Raw genomic sequence first — 15,363 nt, forward strand, 5'->3', positions numbered from 1 at the left:
GCTCGGGCGCGTGCCGTTCAGGCTGTTGGAAATCGATGACCCTTTGCACCTTCCTCGCGCGGGCGCCGCTCGCCACGCTCGCGCTCACCGTGTCGCCCGCCGCGCTGGCCCAGTCGGCCGGCGCCCTCACGCCCCCCTCTCCCTCGCCCGCCCCCGCGCCCGACGATCCCGCCGCCGCCGCGGCGCAGGGGCGCGGGGAACGCAGCACGATCGTCGTGATCGGGCGGCGGCTGGCCCAGGATGCGGCGGCGCGCGTCGCGGCGACGCCGGGCGGCGCCGATCTGGTCGATGCGGCGGCATTCCAGGACCGGCTCGCGGTGTCGCTGCGCGACACGCTCGCCTTCACCCCCGGCGTCTATACCCAGCCGCGTTTCGGGCAGGAGGTCCGCATCTCGATCCGCGGATCGGGGATCAGCCGCGGCTATCACATGCGCGGGCTGATGCTGTTTCAGGACGGCATCCCGATCAACCTTGCCGACAACAACGGCGACTTCCAGGAACTCGACCCGGCGGTGTTCGGCCAGATCGAGGTTTATCGCGGCGCCAATGCGCTCCGGCTGGGCGGCTCGACGCTCGGCGGCGCGATCAACGCGATCACGCCGACGGGACACAGCGCGCCCGGGCTGGCGCTGCGGCTCGACGGCGGCAGTTTCGATACGCTGCGCGGCCAGCTTGCCGCGGGCTTCGTCCGCGGGCGCGGCGATGCCTGGGTGTCGCTTGCGGGCGATCGCTCCGACGGCGATCGTGCCCATGCGGCGCGGCGCGCGCTGCGCTTCAACGGCAATGCCGGGTTCGACCTGGGCGACGGGCTGGCGACGCGCTTCTACGCTGCGATCAACCATATCGAACAGCGGCTGCCCGGCGCGGTGACGCGCGCGGCGGCGCTTGCCGATCCGGCCGCGCCGGGTGCGACGGTGGCGGGCGACCAGCAACGCAACATCGATTCGCTGCGGCTTCAGAACCGCACCACGCTCGCGCTCGGCGATGCGACGGTCGAGGCCGGGCTGTTCCTCAACGCCAAGCAGCTCTTCCACCCGATCTATCAGGTGATCGACCAGAAATCGGTCGATTATGGTGCGTTCCTGCGCGCCGATGCCCCGCTCGTCGGCGGCGGGCCGCTGCCGCTGCGGCTGGCGGGCGGCGTCACCGCGCGCTTCGGCAACGTCGCGGCGCGGCAATATGTCAACCGCGCCGGGCGGCGCGGCGCGCTCACCGCCGATGCGACGCAGACCGCAAACACGATCGACGCCTATGCCGAATTGCGGCTCGGGCCGGTCGCGGGGGCACAGCTCGTGCTCGGCGGGGTGTTCACGCATGGCGAACGGCGCGTGACGAACCGCCTCGCCATCGCGCGCAGCGGAACGGCGGATTTCGACGCGTTTTCGCCCAAAATCGGCGTGCTGTGGCAACCGAACGGCGGCGATTTCACGCTTTACGGCAACTACAGCCGGTCGATTGAGCTGCCCGGTCTTGCCGAATTGTCTCAGACGCCCTTTGCCGGGGCGGGCGGCGCGGTGGCGCCGGGCTTCGTTCCGGTCGACCTTCAGCGGGCGTGGACGGCGGAGCTGGGCGCGCGCGGCCGGATCGGGTCATCCTCTTTTGAAATCAGCGTGTTCCGCGCCGATCTTCAGGGCGAAATGCTGCAATTCGACCAGGCGCCGGGCATCCCTGCGGCAACCTTCAACGCCGACCGGACGCGCCATCAGGGAATCGAGGCCGGACTCGACCTTCCGCTCACCCGCTGGGCGCTGCTGCGTCAGGTCTATCAGTATTCCGACTTCACTTTTCTCGGAGACAAACAATTTGGGAACAATCGCTTGCCGGTCATTCCTGAGCATGTTTATCGCGCCGAGATTCAGCTCTCTGCGGGGCCGATCCGGCTGACCCCCAATGTCGAATGGCTGCCGCGCGGCGCTTGGGCCGATTATGCCAATACCAGCCGCGTTCCCGCCTATGCGCTGCTCGGGATCGGCGCGACCGCCGATCTGCGCGCGGGGCTGACGCTGTTCGTCGACCTGCGCAACCTGCTCGATCATGCCGCGATCGGCGACATCAGCGCGGCGATCCGCGCGACGCCGACTTCCGCGATCTACTATCCCGTCGAACGCCGCGCGGCCTATGCCGGCGTGCGCGCACGATTCTGAGGAGTGCGTCGCATGGCATTGATTTCGAACGACACCGGGCGGTCTCAAGGGCTCTATCGCGCTGTCTGGCGCTGGCATTTCTATGCCGGGCTGGCGGTGCTGCCGCTGCTCGCCTGGATGGCGGTGACGGGTGCGCTCTATCTCTACAAGCCCGAGATCGAGCGGCTGGTCTATCGCGACTGGCTCCGCGTCGACGGCGCCGCGCCGGCGCTTGCGCTCGACCCGATGGTCGCGCGCGTGGCCGCCGCGACGGGCGCGCGCGTCGTCCAGGTCACGCGCCCGGCCGAATCCAACACCGCCTGGCGCATGACGCTCGTCTTTCCCGACGGCACGCGCCGCACGGCCTTTGTCGATCCGTCTCACGCCACCGTCCGCGGCCTCACCCGCCCCAACGGCATCACCCAAACCCTCCGCGACCTCCACAGCCTGATCCTCACCGGCCCGATCGGCAACGCGCTCGTCGAGATTGCGGCCGGCTGGGCGATCCTGCTCGTGCTGACCGGAATATGGCTGTGGTGGCCGCGGCGCGGCGCGCCGGCACTGGCGTTGCGGGGGAGCCCGCGCCGACGCCTGTTCTGGCGCGACCTCCACGCGTCGCTGGGGCTGCTGGGAGGCGTGATCATACTGTTCCTGGCAGTCACCGGCATGCCGTGGAGCGGCGTGTGGGGCAAGTCGGTGCAGGGCTGGGTCGCGACGCACGGCCTCGGCCGCCCGCGCGCGCCGGGGCCGACGCCGTGGGAAGCGGCCGCCGCCGCGACGCGCGACGCAGGGCGGCAGGGTTTGCCATGGTCGATGCAGCAGGCGGCCGCGCCGGAGCATGGCGCGCATCAGGCGCACGACGGCACGCCCGGCCCCGCCGAGCCCGCCCATGCCGCGCCCACGATCACGCCGGGCCGTGCCGCGGCGATCGCAAGCGCCCAAGGGCTCGAAAAGGGCTGGACGATGACGCTGCCGGCTGCGCCGGGCGCCCCCTATCTCGTCTCGGCGACGATCGTCCGCGCGCAGGACGCCCGCGTCCTCTATCTCGACGCAAGCGACGGGCATGTCCTCCAGGATGCACGCTATGCCCAGTTCGGACCCGCCGCGCGCGCAATCGAATGGGGCGTCGCGGTGCATCAGGGACAGCAATATGGCGAGGCCAACCGACTGACGATGCTCGCCGGCTGTATCGCGCTGCTGCTGCTGTGCCTCAGCGCACCAGTGATGTGGTGGAAACGGCGCCCGGTACAGGGCGGGATCGCCGCGCCGCCCCGCGCCGATGCACGATCGGCGCGAACCGTCGCGCTGATCCTGCTCGTCGGCGGCGCCGTCTTCCCGCTCACGGGTGCGACGATGGTCGTGGCGCTGCTCGCCGATCGGCTGGTCGCGCGCCGGAGCGCAGCACCGGCGTGACCCCGGGCGCCCCGGCCCTGCGGCCAGCTTCCGCACGGCCGGGGCGATCCGCACTTCCCCCACATTGCGGCCCGGCCCCGCCGCGGCTACCCAACAGCATCGCCACAACGGGTGGAACGCGATGAATTTCTTCTTCCTCGTCTACATGATGCTTTCGGTTTTCGTGACCCAGTCGATCCGCCGCAACGCGCGCGCGGCGCGGCCGAGTCCGGAGATCGTGACGCTGGTCGGCTGGGGGTTGTTCTCGCTGTCGTCAACGCTTGCGGTGCTGCTCGGCGGCGTCGCGCTCGCGCTCGCGATGGGGGCGCACTTGGCGCTTCCCCCCGAACTGGCAACGCCGCTATTCTGACGCCATGCCGCTCTATCAGTTCGGGGGCCACGCCCCCCAGATCGCCGACGATGCCTGGGTCGCGCCGAGTGCCGACCTGATCGGCGACGTCCGCCTCGCCGCCGGCGCCAGCGTCTGGTTCGGGGCCGTCATTCGCGCCGACAACACGCCGATCCTGGTCGGCGCGCGAAGCAACATCCAGGACGGATCGGTGCTCCATTCGGATCCCGACGCGCCGCTGACGATCGGCGATGCGGTGACGGTGGGGCACCACGCAATCCTTCACGGTTGCACGATCGGCGACGGAACGCTGATCGGCATGGGGGCGACGGTGCTCAATCGCGCCGTGATCGGCGCCAACTGCCTCGTCGGTGCCGGCGCACTGGTGACCGAGGGCAAGCAGTTTCCCGACGGTCATCTGATCGTCGGCGCGCCGGCCCGCGCCGTGCGCCCGCTCGATGCCGCGACGATCGCGATGTTGCAGGCATCGGCCGCACTCTATGCCGCGAAACAGCGCGATTATGCCGACGGCCTGACCCGAGTCGGATAGCGCGCGGCGGACGCAGGCCCGGGCCGGTGCCCTGGCTTGCGCCGCTGCCGTAACGTCCGCCTCGCCGGGATTTACAGCCCCGTCGCCTGCGGTAAGATTTGGCGCATGAGCCTGCCTCCGCTGTTCGATCGCCTCCGGCTTCCCGTGATCGGGTCGCCGCTGTTCATCATCTCGGTGCCCGATCTGGTGATCGCGCAGTGCAAGGCGGGAATCGTCGGCGCCTTTCCCGCGCTCAACGCGCGGCCGCAAGGGTTGCTCGACGAGTGGCTCCACCGCATCACCGAGGAACTGGCGGCCTGGGACCGCGACCATCCCGACACGCCCGCCGCGCCGTTCGCCGTCAACCAGATCGTCCACAAGTCGAACGTCCGCCTCGAACAGGATGTCGAAACCTGCGCCAAGTGGAAGGTGCCGATCGTCATCACCTCGCTCGGCGCGCGGCCCGAGGTCAACGATGCGGTGCACAGCTGGGGCGGCATCACGCTCCACGACGTCATCGACAACCGCTTCGCGCACAAGGCGGTCGAAAAGGGTGCCGACGGGCTGATCCTCGTCGCCACGGGCGCCGGCGGCCATGCCGGACGGCTGAGCCCGTTTGCGCTGGTGCAGGAAGTCCGCGAATGGTTCGACGGCCCGGTCGCGCTTTCCGGCGCGATCGCCAACGGCCGCTCGATCCTCGCGGCGCAGGCGATGGGCGCCGACCTTGCCTATATCGGCTCCCCCTTCATCGCGACCGAAGAGGCCAATGCGATCGAGGCCTATAAGCAGGCGATCGTCGACGGCGGCGCCAGCGACATCGTCTATTCGAACCTCTTTACCGGGGTCCACGGCAACTATCTGCGCAGTTCGATCGTCGCGGCCGGTCTGGACCCCGATCATCTCCCCGAAAGCGATCCCAGCGCGATGAACTTCGGCGGGGCAAAGGCGTGGAAGGACATCTGGGGCGCCGGCCAGGGCATCGGCGCGGTTCACGCCGTCGAGCCCGCCGCCCAGCGGATCGACCGGCTGCGCAGCGAGTATCTTGCCGCCCGCCAGGCGCTGTGCGGCGGCGCCACCGCCTGAACGCCAACGCGCCCGAAACAGGCCGGCGCTAAAGCGCCCCGCGCAGCCGGTCGATCATGCGATGTGCGGGGCTCGACGCCGGCGCCGGTTCGTCAAAGACCGCGTCCAGACGCTCGACGCGTTCGTAGAGCGCACGGCTCGCCTCGACCAGCGCGACCGCGCGGGCCGGCATCGCCGCGAGTACGGCCATCTCGGGCAGCGGCGCACTCCCCAGCCGACGCGCAGGCGTCGCCGCCTCGTGCGCGGCAAGCTCGCCCGTGTCGACCGCGCGCTGCGTGAGCAGCCAGGCGATGACGTGCATCAACCGCGTCGTCACCTTCAACGCCTCGCACGAAAACGAAACGCGCATCACCGCGTCGAGCGCATCGCGCTGCTCGCGCCCCTCCCCGTCGAAATAGGCGCGCGCGTCGTCGGCCAGCAGCATCGCCTCGACATAGAGCGAGTCGACCAGCCGTCGATGGATACGGGCGGGGGGTGGGACGGATTGCATCGCGCGACGGTGTTCGCACAGCCGTCGCTGCGACAAAATGATTAACATCGGCCACGAATTGTACCAAGTCGGGAGCCGATTGCGGCACCCGCAGCGTTCAGGCGATGATGTCGGGGATCAACTGGTCTTCGAGTGCGCTGATTTCGTCGCGTAACTTCAGCTTGCGCTTCTTCAGCCGGGCAAGCTGCAACTGGTCCGGGCGCCCTTGCACGATCAGCGCGGCGAGCGCATCGTCGAGGTCGCGGTGCTCGGCCCGCAACGCTTCGAGCCGCCCGCGGATCTCGCCTTCGTCCATTCCGCTTCCCCCGATCGTGCCCGCGCAACCTGCACGAGAGACGTGCACGCGGCAACCGATCGTCGCGACTTTTCGACGCGTCATCGATCCGTCAAATTGCGGATGGCGACAAGCACGACAATTCGTGGTCTAGTTCGATGTCCGGCCACTCAGCACAGGAGGACGCAAACATGCAGAACGGGCATTTTGTGGCACTTACGGCAAAACACGCCTCGCTCGACGCGCGAATCGCCAACGAATCGCAACGGCCGATGCCGGATCAAATCCTGATCGCCCAGCTGAAGAAGGAAAAGCTGCGGGTCAAGGAAGAGCTCGCCCGTTAAGGCGGTAATCGGCACCAGAATGGTACTGATCTGAGGGTTCGGGCGCGCGCTGCGGCGTGTGCCCGGGCCGCTTCTGCCCGACGGTCCATTCCGATGTCCGCGGTTGCCGCCGACGCGTGCCGACGAAACCGGACGCTCGCCCCGGGAACACCCCGCACGCGCATCGCGTCGCGGTCGGCCTGTTCGTGCAGACTGGACGCTGCGAGCGTGCAGTCGCGTCAAGCGCGCTTCATCGCGACCGCTGCCCACTGAACATTGGGCGAATCAGCTCTTCGGGAACCCGGCGGCGGCGGCCCGCCCTTCGCCATGCGCGGCGGTCGCAACCGGAATTGTCGGCGTATCTGCCCCGCCGCACCGTTACCGGCGCGTGAGAATCGGCGGCTTGACGTAGACGGGGGTGGTCGTGCCCTTGCCGACCGGCTTGCGCGCTGCCTTGGGGTCGATCGGGCTGTCGAACGCGACCCCGACGCGGCCTTCCGCGCACCAGGCGATTCGCCCCTTCACCCAGCCGATACCGCGCACTTCGACCTCGACCGGGGTCCGGATCATCAGCGGCGCGGGATGTTCGGCCATCAGGCCGCCGGCGGAAAGGTTGCGCACGCGCACCGTCTCTCCCGACGGTTCGCCATCGACCCGGAACTGCGCGGTCAGCAACAGGCTGTCGCGCACGGAGCTGCGCTTGCCGCGAAAATCCTCGGCCGAAAGGGCGCTGGTCTGGTCGGAGGAAAGCTGATCCATCGGGCTGCCTGGACGCGTGAAACCTAGTCCGACGGACGATAGCCCGACACCCTAACCAAAGCGTTAACCCGGGCACGCGATCCGTGCCCGGGAAACACGCCAAGCCGCTTATTCGTCGCGCGAAATCTTCTCGTTCCGTTCGTGACGCTCCTGCGCCTCGACCGTCATAGTCGCGATCGGCCGCGCCTCGAGCCGCCCGAGCGAGATCGGTTCGCCCGTCACCTCGCAATAGCCATATTCGCCTTCGTCGATCCGGCGCAGCGCCGCGTCGATCTTGGCGATCAGCTTGCGCTGACGGTCACGCGTGCGCAGCTCGATCGACCAGTCGGTCTCGCTCGATGCGCGATCGGTCAGGTCCGCTTCGCGCAGCGGTTCGGACTGGAGCTGATTGAGCGTTCCCGCCGCCTCGCGGTAGATCGCATCCTTCCATGCCAGCAGCTTCGCCCGGAAATAGTCGAGTTGCCGCGGGTTCATGAACGGTTCGTCGTCGCTCGGACGATATCCTCCGGCACCGTCGTTCGCCGGAGGCGGAGTCACTTTACCCGGTTCGTCGATCTGATCCAAAACAGTCGCCATCCCCACACTCCACACCGGTCACCCGATGGCCCGGAGCCGCCAGATGACCTGCTTCTGCCCGGTGGCGCTATACTGAGCGTCGGGCACTTAAACAAGCGCGTTACTGCATCTTTGCTGCGCGTAATTCCCCTTAAACGAGAGGAAATTAGCCGCAGCTGAACTCTCACGATCAAAAGCAAGGGGCCAAACGAACATCCGGCGCATCCGTTGCACGCCCGGACTTGGCCGCGAAACGAACCTGTTGCCGTAACGGCAGCCCGCCGCCCCGAACGGCGCATCGGCGCCAGGCGTTCCCAAACGGGACGTTAACCATGTTTCGCATCGCGAACGCGTGAAAAAGGCCGCGCAAACGGGGTTAATCCCCTCTATCGAACTTGCGATTAAGCCTTTGTTCTGCCCTTTTCGGCATGGACGCATCCCGGCGCCGCAAGGTGCAGGAGCGTTGCGCGGACGGCGCAGACGATGATCAAGTGGGGCAGTATGTCGGTTCGGATGGCCTTGGCAAAACTCTGCGCCTGCGCCTGCGGGGGCGCGCTGATTGGCGGCGGCGGCGTCTATGTGGCCGAGCGGGTGCAGAAGCCGGAAGTGGTGAAGCACTATGTCGTCGCGAAGAAGCGCGTGGTCCGCAAATATGCGCGCCCGGCGGCGACCAAGCTCGTGCGGCGGACGACCACCACGACCACGACGACCACGCCGGTTCCCCCCGAAGTCGTCGTCGTGACGCCGCAGGGCGTTCCCGTTCCCCCTGCCCCGGCAATGCCGCTGGTGGCCACCGGCGGCGGTTCGGGCGGCACGACGGTGATCGGCGGATCGGGCGGCGGCGGCGGATTTGTCGGCGGGTTCTTCGCGGGCGGATTTTTCGGCAGCTCCGGTTTTTCCAGCTCGGGCGCGAGCAGCGGGATCAATATCGAGATTTCGAGCAGTTCGAGCACCAGCGGCGGCTCGACCTCCTCGTCGACCGGCGGCGTCAGCAGCACGTCGTCGACGTCGAGCGGGACGGTAAGCAGCACCTCGTCGACCGGCGGATCTTCGACCTCGACGGGTGGGTCCTCGACCTCGAGCGGCAATGTCAGCAGCACCTCGTCCACCGGGGGCTCGTCCACCTCGACGGGGGGATCATCGACGTCGACCGGCGGATCGTCGACCTCGACCTCGACCGGCGGCTCGTCCACCTCCACCGGCGGATCTTCGACGTCGACCTCGACCGGCGGCTCGTCGAGCTCGACGTCGAGCGGGATCAGCTCGTCGACCTCTTCGTCGACGTCCAGCGGCGTTTCCACCTCGACGTCCTCGTCGACGTCGAGCGGCATCACCTCGTCGAGCTCGACCTCGTCGTCGACATCCTCATCGACCTCGAGCGGCTGGAGCACGTCGAGCGGCTGGCATACCTCGAGCAGCGGCAGCACGAGCACCAGCTCGGGTACGAGCAGCGGTTCCTCGGGCACGCCGCCCACGCCGGTTCCCGCGCCGCCGATGGTGCTGCTGTTCGGCGCCGCCGCCGGCGCGCTCGCGCTGCGCCGCCGTTTTGCGCGCAAGGCCTGACCGCGGCGGTCAGGCCGCGGTCAGCGCGGCCTCGATCTGCGGCACGGTATGACCGGTCAGGTCCTTGGCGACCTCACCGGCAAGCCGCTCGCGCAGCGCCTGGTCGTAATGCGGACGCATCGCGCCCAGCGCCCTGGGCGGCGCGACGACGATCAGCGTCTCGAACTCACCCGCCTGCGCCCGCGCATTGAGCAGCGCCGCCGCCTCGGCGGCAAACCGATCCTCCTCCTGCTGGTGGAAATCGGTTTCGCCCATCGTGCCGCGCGCCGGGGCGAACTGGCCGCCCTCGCCGCCCGTCGGCTGCCCCGTATTCCCGTATTGTAGCCCGACCGCACGCCCGGCCCCGACGCGCCGCCGCCGCCCCATGCCGACATGCTGCGCCCCGCAGCGTCGGTCTTCTGGTCCGAATCCTTGGGGTTCTGATCGACACGCTTCTGCTCGACGACCAGGTTGGGAAAGCGCGCATCGCCTTCGTTGCGAAGGAACAACAATTTGCGTCCGTCGGCGACGAGGACGACGGCATCGTGCGGCAGGTCCATGGCTTCACTCCTTCGGTTCGGGGGTCCGTGGATGCCCGGTGAACGCGCCTTGCCCGCGCGGGGTTGCGCCGCGCGCGCGCGCTCGCCATAGCCCCGATCATGCACGACATCCGTCTGATCCGCGAAAATCCCGCCGCCTTCGACCAGGGCCTTGCCCGTCGCGGGCTCGCCCCGCTCGCTGCCGACCTGCTCGCCCTCGACGAGCGCCGGCGCGCCATCGTCACCGAGCTTCAGGCGGGGCAGGCGCGCCGCAACGAGGCGTCGAAGGCGATCGGAGCGGCAAAGGCACGCAAGGACGATGCGGCCGCGGCGGCGCTGATGGCCGAGGTGGCGACGCTCAAGGAACGCCTTCCCGCGCTAGAGGCCGAGGAACGCAGCGTCGGGGAGGCCCTCGAATCGCGGCTCGCCGCGCTGCCCAACCTGCCGCTCGCCGATGTGCCCGAGGGTGCGGACGAGAATGACAATGCGCTGGTCCACAGCCGCGGCACGCCGCCCGCCTTTGCATTCGAGGTGCGCGAGCATGACGCGATCGGCCCGGCGATCGGGCTCGATTTCGAAACCGGCGCGCTGCTCTCGGGGGCCCGCTTCACCTTCGTCCGCGGCGCCGCGGCGCGGCTCCATCGCGCACTCGGGCAGTTCATGCTCGACACGCTCACCGGCACGCACGGTTATGAAGAGGCGGTGGTGCCGCTGCTCGTGCGCGACGAGGCGGTGTTCGGCACCGGTCAGCTTCCCAAGTTCGCCGAGGATCTTTTCCGCACCACCGACGGCCGCTGGCTGATCCCGACGGCGGAGGTCAGCCTGACCAACGCCGTGCGCGAGCAGATCCTGGCCGAGGAGGCGCTGCCGATCCGCCTCACCGCGCTCAGCCCCTGCTTCCGTTCCGAAGCGGGCGCGGCGGGCCGCGACACGCGCGGCTATATCCGCCAGCATCAGTTCGAGAAGGTCGAGATGGTGTCGATCACCACCCCCGACCAGTCCGAGGCCGAACATGAGCGGATGACCGCCTGCGCCGAGGACATCCTCACCCGGCTGGGCCTTGCCTTCCGCCGGATGAAGCTGTGCACGGGCGACATGGGCTTCTCGGCCGCGCGAACCTATGACCTTGAGGTGTGGCTGCCCGGCCAGGCGCGCTATCGCGAGATTTCGAGCTGCTCGACCTGCACCGATTTCCAGGCGCGCCGGATGAACGCCCGCTATCGCCCCGAGGGCGAAAAGGGCACGCGCTTCGTCCACACGCTCAACGGCTCGGGACTCGCCGTCGGCCGCACGCTGGTCGCCGTTCTCGAAAACTATCAGCAGGCGGACGGCGCCGTGGCGGTGCCGCCGGTGCTCCAGCCCTATCTGGGCGGGCTCGAACGGATCGAGCCGCAACGCTGAGCCATGCCGGCCGGGGCGGCGCTGCGCCGCTTCCGGCACCGGCCCCGGGCAAGTTCGAACGGCGGAAAAGGAAAGCGATGCGGATCCTGCTCACCAATGACGACGGTTATCATGCCCGCGGCCTTGCCGTGCTCGAACGGATCGCCCGCACGCTGTCGGACGACATCACCGTCGTCGCGCCCGCCGAGGAACAGTCGGGCAAGAGCCGTTCGCTGACGCTGACCGAGCCGTTCCGCGTCCGCCGCCACGGCGACGGGCGCTTCGCGGTGCGCGGCACGCCCACCGACTGCGTGATGTTCGCCCTGGCCGAGGCCATGAAGGGCAGCCCGCCCGACCTGATCCTCTCCGGCGTCAATCGCGGCGGCAATCTGGGCGAGGACGTCAGCTATTCGGGCACCGTTTCGGCGGCGATGGAGGGCGCGCTGGCGGGTATCCGCTCGATCGCGCTCAGCCAGCGTTATGCCCAGTCGGGGATGGGCGACACCGTTCCGTTCGATACGGCCGAGGCGTGGGGCGCGCGCGCGATCACGCCGTTGCTGGCGATGGAATGGGCGCCGCGCACGCTCGTCAACATCAACTTCCCGCCCGTCGCGCCCGACGCGGTGCAGGGCATCCGCGCAGTGTCGCAGGGGCTGCGCGACTATGGCCGGGTCGCGCTCGACAAGCGCACCGATCCGCGCGGCTTCCCCTATTACTGGCTCGCCATGGGGCGCCAGCCGCACGAACCCGAACCCGGCACCGATCTCGAAGCGATCGATCAGGGCTATGTCACCGTCACCCCGCTCCACCTCGATCTGACTCATCGCGAGTCGCTGGCGCGCGTCGAACAGGCCTATCGTTAGGTCCGGCCGCCTGCGGGTGTCTTGCCCCTACGGCACACACGTATCAAAACGGGACGAACGCGACTGATTCCCGGCCCGCCCGATCATGATTAGGTGGGAACCAATGAACGGGTCGCGCGCAAACACGGGTTTCAGTCCGGCTATGCTGGCAACAATGCTGCTGCTTGCGGGCTGCATTCCCCAGCCTGCCTATCGCGGGGCCGATTACGACCCGCCCGCACCGCCTGCGGCCGATGCTTCGGTGACGGCCGACAGCCAGGCGGCGGGCGACACGCGTTCGGGGCGCGCGCCCGCTGCCCCCGCCGCATCGCGCCGTCCTGCCCCGTCGCAGAATCTCGACGCCGAATGGGAACGCCGCGCGCTCGATCGCAACGTGCGCGCGCTGCCGGCGCCGCCGCCCGCCTGGGTCGCGCGGCGCGTCACGCCCGATGCACGCACCGTCGCCAGCACCAGCTATGTCGTCGCTCCCGGCGATTCGCTGGGCTCGATCGCGGTGCGGACCGGCGCGGGCGCCGATGCGATCGCGCGCGCCAACGCGCTCCAGCCGCCCTATGTCATCCGCGAAGGACAGCGGCTCACCATCCCCGGCGGCCGCTATCACCTGGTTCGCGACGGCGAAACCGGCATTGCGATCGCCCAGGCCTATGGCGTTCCCTGGTCGCGGATCATTGCGGCCAATTCGCTCGGCGAGCCCTATATCCTGCGCACCGGCCAGCGGCTGCTGATCCCCGATACCGGGCCGGAGACGCTCGAACAGCGCGCCGCGCGCTTTCATATCGACATCGACGACATCGTCACCGGCGGCGAACCCGCGATCGCGGCGCGCGCGCGGCCCGCGCGGCCGATCGCCTCGTCGGCGCGCGTGCTGCCGTCGACCACGCCCGTCGCCGCACCGGCGACGCGCCCCAGCGGACTGTTCGCCTGGCCGGTGAAGGGCAATGTCGTCACCCGGTTCGGCCCCGGCCGCAGCGGCGAGCGCAACGACGGCATCAACATCGCTGTCCCGCTCGATACCCCGGTGCTCGCAGCGGCGGACGGCGTCGTCGCCTATGTCGGCAGCGACGTACCGGCGCTTGGCGGTCTCGTGATCCTCAAGCACGGCAACGCCACCACCACCGTCTATGGCTATGCCAGCCAGTTGCTCGTTCAGCGCGGCCAGTCGGTGAAGAAGGGTCAGATGATCGCGCTTTCGGGCAATTCGGGCCATGCCGAGCGTCCCGAGTTGCATTTCGAGATCCGCCAGGGCCGCGCGCCGGTCGATCCGCTTTCGCGCCTGCCCGCGCGCTGATCGCGCCGGCACCCGGGCGGCGCGGCGCATTCCGCTTTATTGCCGCTGCGCGTCCGGCTACCCCCTCGCGCTTCCCGTCCCGCTGCCGCTGCGAAGGTAATGCCCGATGTTCGAACGGATCGCGCCCGTCGCCCTGCTCTTTGCCTCGAACATCTTCATGACCTTCGCCTGGTACGGCCATCTGCGCTTTCGTCACGCCCCGCTGATCGCGGCGATCCTGGTCAGCTGGGGCATCGCGCTGTTCGAATATTGCCTCGCCGTCCCCGCCAACCGGATCGGCGCCCAGGTCTATGCGCCCGCGCAGCTCAAGGGGATGCAGGAGGTGATCACGCTCAGCGTTTTCGCCGGCTTCTCGACGCTCTATCTGGGGCAGAAGGTGACGTTCAATCAGCTGATCGGCTTCGTCCTCATCGCGGCGGGCGCGTTTTTCCTCTTCCGCACCGGCCGCTGAAGCCGTCGCAAAACCGCTGCAAAACCGCCGCGGCGCGGCTCTGCCCTAGCAATTTTCTGCAAAACGCCTATGTGGCGCGCCAATCATGGCAACCAAACTCCCCGAAGTGCCCAAGGTGGGCATGGTGTCGCTCGGCTGTCCCAAGAACCTGGTCGACAGCGAGCGCATCCTGACGAAGCTGCGTGCCGACGGCTATGCGATGTCGCCCGATTATGCCGGCGCCGACGTCGTGCTCGTCAACACCTGCGGCTTTCTCGATTCGGCCAAGGAGGAAAGCCTCGAGGCGATCGGTGAGGCGATCGCCGAAAACGGCCGCGTGATCGTCACCGGCTGCATGGGCCAGGAAGCCGAGCTGATCCGCAACCGCTTTCCAAAGGTTCTGGCCGTCACCGGCGCACACCAGTACGAACAGGTGGTCGATGCGGTGCGCAGCGCGGCGCCGATGCCGCCCTCGCCCTTCGTCAACCTCGTGCCGGACAGCGGGCTCAAGCTGACCCCGCGCCACTACAGCTATCTGAAGATCTCGGAAGGCTGCAACCATCGCTGCAGCTTCTGCATCATCCCCAGCCTGCGCGGCGATCTGGTCAGCCGCCGCCCCGACGCCATCCTGCGCGAGGCCGAAAAGCTGGTCGAGGCGGGCACGCGCGAGCTGCTGGTGATCAGCCAGGATACCTCGGCCTATGGCATCGACATCCGCAAGGAGCCGCGCCCGTGGAAGGGGCGCGAGGTCGTGCCGCACATGACCGATCTGGCGCGTGAACTCGGCCAACTCGGCGCCTGGGTCCGGCTCCACTATGTCTATCCCTATCCGCATGTCGACCAGGTCATCCCGCTGATGGCGGAGGGGCTGGTGCTCCCCTATCTCGACATTCCGTTTCAGCACGCCAGTCCGTCGGTGCTCCGCGCTATGCGCCGCCCGGCGAACGAGGCCAAGGTGCTCGAACGGCTGCGCGACTGGCGCGCGATCTGCCCCGATCTCGCGATCCGCTCGACCTTCGTCGTCGGCTTCCCGGGCGAGACCGAGGCGGATTTCCAGTATCTGCTCGACTGGCTCGACGAGGCGCAGCTCGACCGGGTCGGCGCGTTCCGCTTCGAACCCGTCGAGGGCGCGGCGGCCAACGATCTCCCCGGCGCGGTGCCGGAGGCGGTCAAGGAAGAGCGCTACGCCCGGATCATGGAAAAGACCGCGGCGATCAGCGCGGCCAAGCTCCAGGCGAAGATCGGCCGCACGCTCGACGTGATCCTCGACGCGGTCGATGCCGAAGGCGGCGCCACCGGCCGCAGCAAGGCCGACGCGCCGGAGATCGACGGCGAGGTCTTCCTGCGCGACGCCGGCCACCTCGCCCCCGGCGACATCGTGCGCGTCGTGATCGAGGATGCCGACGAACACGACCTGTACGGCGTCCCGCTCGCCGACTGATCC

18 protein-coding genes are annotated in these 15,363 nt (G+C 68.9%); 11 read left to right on the top strand and 7 right to left on the bottom strand.

What is annotated here, in order from left to right; genetic code table 11:
- Positions 1-35 precede the first annotated feature (35 nt).
- The 5 genes from ACT3CF_RS10125 to ACT3CF_RS10145 all read left to right on the top strand — a co-directional run bounded on the left by ACT3CF_RS10125 (position 36) and on the right by ACT3CF_RS10145 (position 5,476).
- Positions 36-2,144, top strand: a complete 2,109-nt coding sequence (locus tag ACT3CF_RS10125) for a TonB-dependent receptor family protein (RefSeq protein ID WP_478422387.1) — start codon at positions 36-38, stop codon at positions 2,142-2,144.
- Between the two features lie 12 nt (positions 2,145-2,156).
- Complete coding sequence (locus ACT3CF_RS10130) at positions 2,157-3,536, top strand: PepSY-associated TM helix domain-containing protein (RefSeq protein ID WP_478422389.1); 1,380 nt, start codon at positions 2,157-2,159, stop codon at positions 3,534-3,536.
- Positions 3,537-3,657: 121 nt separating this feature from the next.
- On the top strand, positions 3,658-3,885 hold the full coding sequence (locus ACT3CF_RS10135) for a hypothetical protein (RefSeq protein WP_478422391.1): 228 nt from the start codon (positions 3,658-3,660) through the stop codon (positions 3,883-3,885).
- A gap of 4 nt (positions 3,886-3,889) precedes the next feature.
- Entirely contained in the window at positions 3,890-4,414 is a 525-nt protein-coding gene (locus ACT3CF_RS10140) for a gamma carbonic anhydrase family protein (protein ID WP_478422393.1), read from the top strand.
- A 105-nt stretch (positions 4,415-4,519) separates the two neighbouring features.
- Positions 4,520-5,476, top strand: a complete 957-nt coding sequence (locus tag ACT3CF_RS10145) for an NAD(P)H-dependent flavin oxidoreductase (protein ID WP_478422395.1) — start codon at positions 4,520-4,522, stop codon at positions 5,474-5,476.
- Positions 5,477-5,504: 28 nt separating this feature from the next.
- On the opposite strand, the gene ACT3CF_RS10150 is transcribed toward ACT3CF_RS10145, so the two are convergent.
- Together ACT3CF_RS10150 and ACT3CF_RS10155 are read right to left on the bottom strand one after the other, a co-directional pair.
- On the bottom strand, positions 5,505-5,966 hold the full coding sequence (locus tag ACT3CF_RS10150) for a DUF1465 family protein (RefSeq protein ID WP_478422397.1): 462 nt from the start codon (positions 5,964-5,966) through the stop codon (positions 5,505-5,507).
- 97 nt (positions 5,967-6,063) lie between these two features.
- Positions 6,064-6,261, bottom strand: a complete 198-nt coding sequence (locus ACT3CF_RS10155; RefSeq protein WP_478422399.1) for a YdcH family protein — start codon at positions 6,259-6,261, stop codon at positions 6,064-6,066.
- A gap of 170 nt (positions 6,262-6,431) precedes the next feature.
- Between ACT3CF_RS10155 and ACT3CF_RS10160 the strand changes: the two genes are divergently transcribed.
- On the top strand, positions 6,432-6,584 hold the full coding sequence (locus ACT3CF_RS10160; protein ID WP_478422400.1) for a YdcH family protein: 153 nt from the start codon (positions 6,432-6,434) through the stop codon (positions 6,582-6,584).
- Between the two features lie 357 nt (positions 6,585-6,941).
- On the opposite strand, the gene ACT3CF_RS10165 is transcribed toward ACT3CF_RS10160, so the two are convergent.
- The 5 genes from ACT3CF_RS10165 to ACT3CF_RS10185 form a co-directional block, all read right to left on the bottom strand.
- Positions 6,942-7,322, bottom strand: coding sequence for a PilZ domain-containing protein (locus ACT3CF_RS10165; RefSeq protein ID WP_478422402.1), 381 nt, complete (start codon positions 7,320-7,322; stop codon positions 6,942-6,944).
- Between the two features lie 108 nt (positions 7,323-7,430).
- Positions 7,431-7,898, bottom strand: a complete 468-nt coding sequence (gene dksA, locus ACT3CF_RS10170; RefSeq protein WP_478422404.1) for an RNA polymerase-binding protein DksA — start codon at positions 7,896-7,898, stop codon at positions 7,431-7,433.
- 596 nt (positions 7,899-8,494) lie between these two features.
- Entirely contained in the window at positions 8,495-9,433 is a 939-nt protein-coding gene (locus tag ACT3CF_RS10175) for a hypothetical protein (RefSeq protein WP_478422405.1), read from the bottom strand.
- 16 nt (positions 9,434-9,449) lie between these two features.
- Positions 9,450-9,695, bottom strand: a complete 246-nt coding sequence (locus ACT3CF_RS10180) for a baeRF12 domain-containing protein (RefSeq protein WP_478422407.1) — start codon at positions 9,693-9,695, stop codon at positions 9,450-9,452.
- Positions 9,593-9,979, bottom strand: a complete 387-nt coding sequence (locus ACT3CF_RS10185) for a baeRF12 domain-containing protein (RefSeq protein ID WP_478422408.1) — start codon at positions 9,977-9,979, stop codon at positions 9,593-9,595. The genes ACT3CF_RS10180 and ACT3CF_RS10185 overlap by 103 nt, the downstream gene beginning before the upstream one ends.
- 99 nt (positions 9,980-10,078) lie before the next feature.
- Between ACT3CF_RS10185 and serS the strand changes: the two genes are divergently transcribed.
- The 5 genes from serS (at position 10,079) to rimO (ending at position 15,360) form a co-directional block, all read left to right on the top strand.
- On the top strand, positions 10,079-11,359 hold the full coding sequence (gene serS, locus ACT3CF_RS10190; protein ID WP_478422409.1) for a serine--tRNA ligase: 1,281 nt from the start codon (positions 10,079-10,081) through the stop codon (positions 11,357-11,359).
- A 77-nt stretch (positions 11,360-11,436) separates the two neighbouring features.
- Positions 11,437-12,201 (top strand): 5'/3'-nucleotidase SurE, encoded by a 765-nt coding sequence (surE, locus tag ACT3CF_RS10195; protein WP_478422411.1) that lies wholly within the window; start codon positions 11,437-11,439, stop codon positions 12,199-12,201.
- 154 nt (positions 12,202-12,355) lie between these two features.
- Positions 12,356-13,489 carry a peptidoglycan DD-metalloendopeptidase family protein gene (locus tag ACT3CF_RS10200; RefSeq protein ID WP_478422413.1) on the top strand — a complete coding sequence of 378 codons (1,134 nt, stop codon included), beginning with the start codon at positions 12,356-12,358 and terminating at the stop codon, positions 13,487-13,489.
- A 106-nt stretch (positions 13,490-13,595) separates the two neighbouring features.
- Positions 13,596-13,940 carry a DMT family protein gene (locus ACT3CF_RS10205; protein WP_478422416.1) on the top strand — a complete coding sequence of 115 codons (345 nt, stop codon included), beginning with the start codon at positions 13,596-13,598 and terminating at the stop codon, positions 13,938-13,940.
- Between the two features lie 85 nt (positions 13,941-14,025).
- On the top strand, positions 14,026-15,360 hold the full coding sequence (rimO, locus tag ACT3CF_RS10210; protein ID WP_478422418.1) for a 30S ribosomal protein S12 methylthiotransferase RimO: 1,335 nt from the start codon (positions 14,026-14,028) through the stop codon (positions 15,358-15,360).
- The last annotated feature ends 3 nt before the right edge of the window (positions 15,361-15,363 follow it).

The organism is Sphingomonas chlorellae, from assembly GCF_056485145.1.

Bases quoted from the DNA above. Each gene is read 5' to 3' on its own strand.
- ACT3CF_RS10140 (WP_478422393.1), top strand. From the start codon at position 3,890: ATGCCGCTCTATCAGTTCGGGGGCCACGCCCCCCAGATCGCCGACGAT.
- surE (WP_478422411.1), top strand. From the start codon at position 11,437: ATGCGGATCCTGCTCACCAATGACGACGGTTATCATGCCCGCGGCCTT.
- ACT3CF_RS10160 (WP_478422400.1), top strand. From the start codon at position 6,432: ATGCAGAACGGGCATTTTGTGGCACTTACGGCAAAACACGCCTCGCTC.
- ACT3CF_RS10145 (WP_478422395.1), top strand. From the start codon at position 4,520: ATGAGCCTGCCTCCGCTGTTCGATCGCCTCCGGCTTCCCGTGATCGGG.
- ACT3CF_RS10150 (WP_478422397.1), bottom strand. From the start codon at position 5,966: ATGCAATCCGTCCCACCCCCCGCCCGTATCCATCGACGGCTGGTCGAC.
- ACT3CF_RS10185 (WP_478422408.1), bottom strand. From the start codon at position 9,979: ATGGACCTGCCGCACGATGCCGTCGTCCTCGTCGCCGACGGACGCAAA.
- ACT3CF_RS10180 (WP_478422407.1), bottom strand. From the start codon at position 9,695: ATGGGCGAAACCGATTTCCACCAGCAGGAGGAGGATCGGTTTGCCGCC.
- rimO (WP_478422418.1), top strand. From the start codon at position 14,026: ATGGCAACCAAACTCCCCGAAGTGCCCAAGGTGGGCATGGTGTCGCTC.
- ACT3CF_RS10165 (WP_478422402.1), bottom strand. From the start codon at position 7,322: ATGGATCAGCTTTCCTCCGACCAGACCAGCGCCCTTTCGGCCGAGGAT.
- ACT3CF_RS10130 (WP_478422389.1), top strand. From the start codon at position 2,157: ATGGCATTGATTTCGAACGACACCGGGCGGTCTCAAGGGCTCTATCGC.
- ACT3CF_RS10135 (WP_478422391.1), top strand. From the start codon at position 3,658: ATGAATTTCTTCTTCCTCGTCTACATGATGCTTTCGGTTTTCGTGACC.
- ACT3CF_RS10200 (WP_478422413.1), top strand. From the start codon at position 12,356: ATGCTGCTGCTTGCGGGCTGCATTCCCCAGCCTGCCTATCGCGGGGCC.
- ACT3CF_RS10155 (WP_478422399.1), bottom strand. From the start codon at position 6,261: ATGGACGAAGGCGAGATCCGCGGGCGGCTCGAAGCGTTGCGGGCCGAG.
- dksA (WP_478422404.1), bottom strand. From the start codon at position 7,898: ATGGCGACTGTTTTGGATCAGATCGACGAACCGGGTAAAGTGACTCCG.
- ACT3CF_RS10205 (WP_478422416.1), top strand. From the start codon at position 13,596: ATGTTCGAACGGATCGCGCCCGTCGCCCTGCTCTTTGCCTCGAACATC.
- serS (WP_478422409.1), top strand. From the start codon at position 10,079: ATGCACGACATCCGTCTGATCCGCGAAAATCCCGCCGCCTTCGACCAG.
- ACT3CF_RS10125 (WP_478422387.1), top strand. From the start codon at position 36: ATGACCCTTTGCACCTTCCTCGCGCGGGCGCCGCTCGCCACGCTCGCG.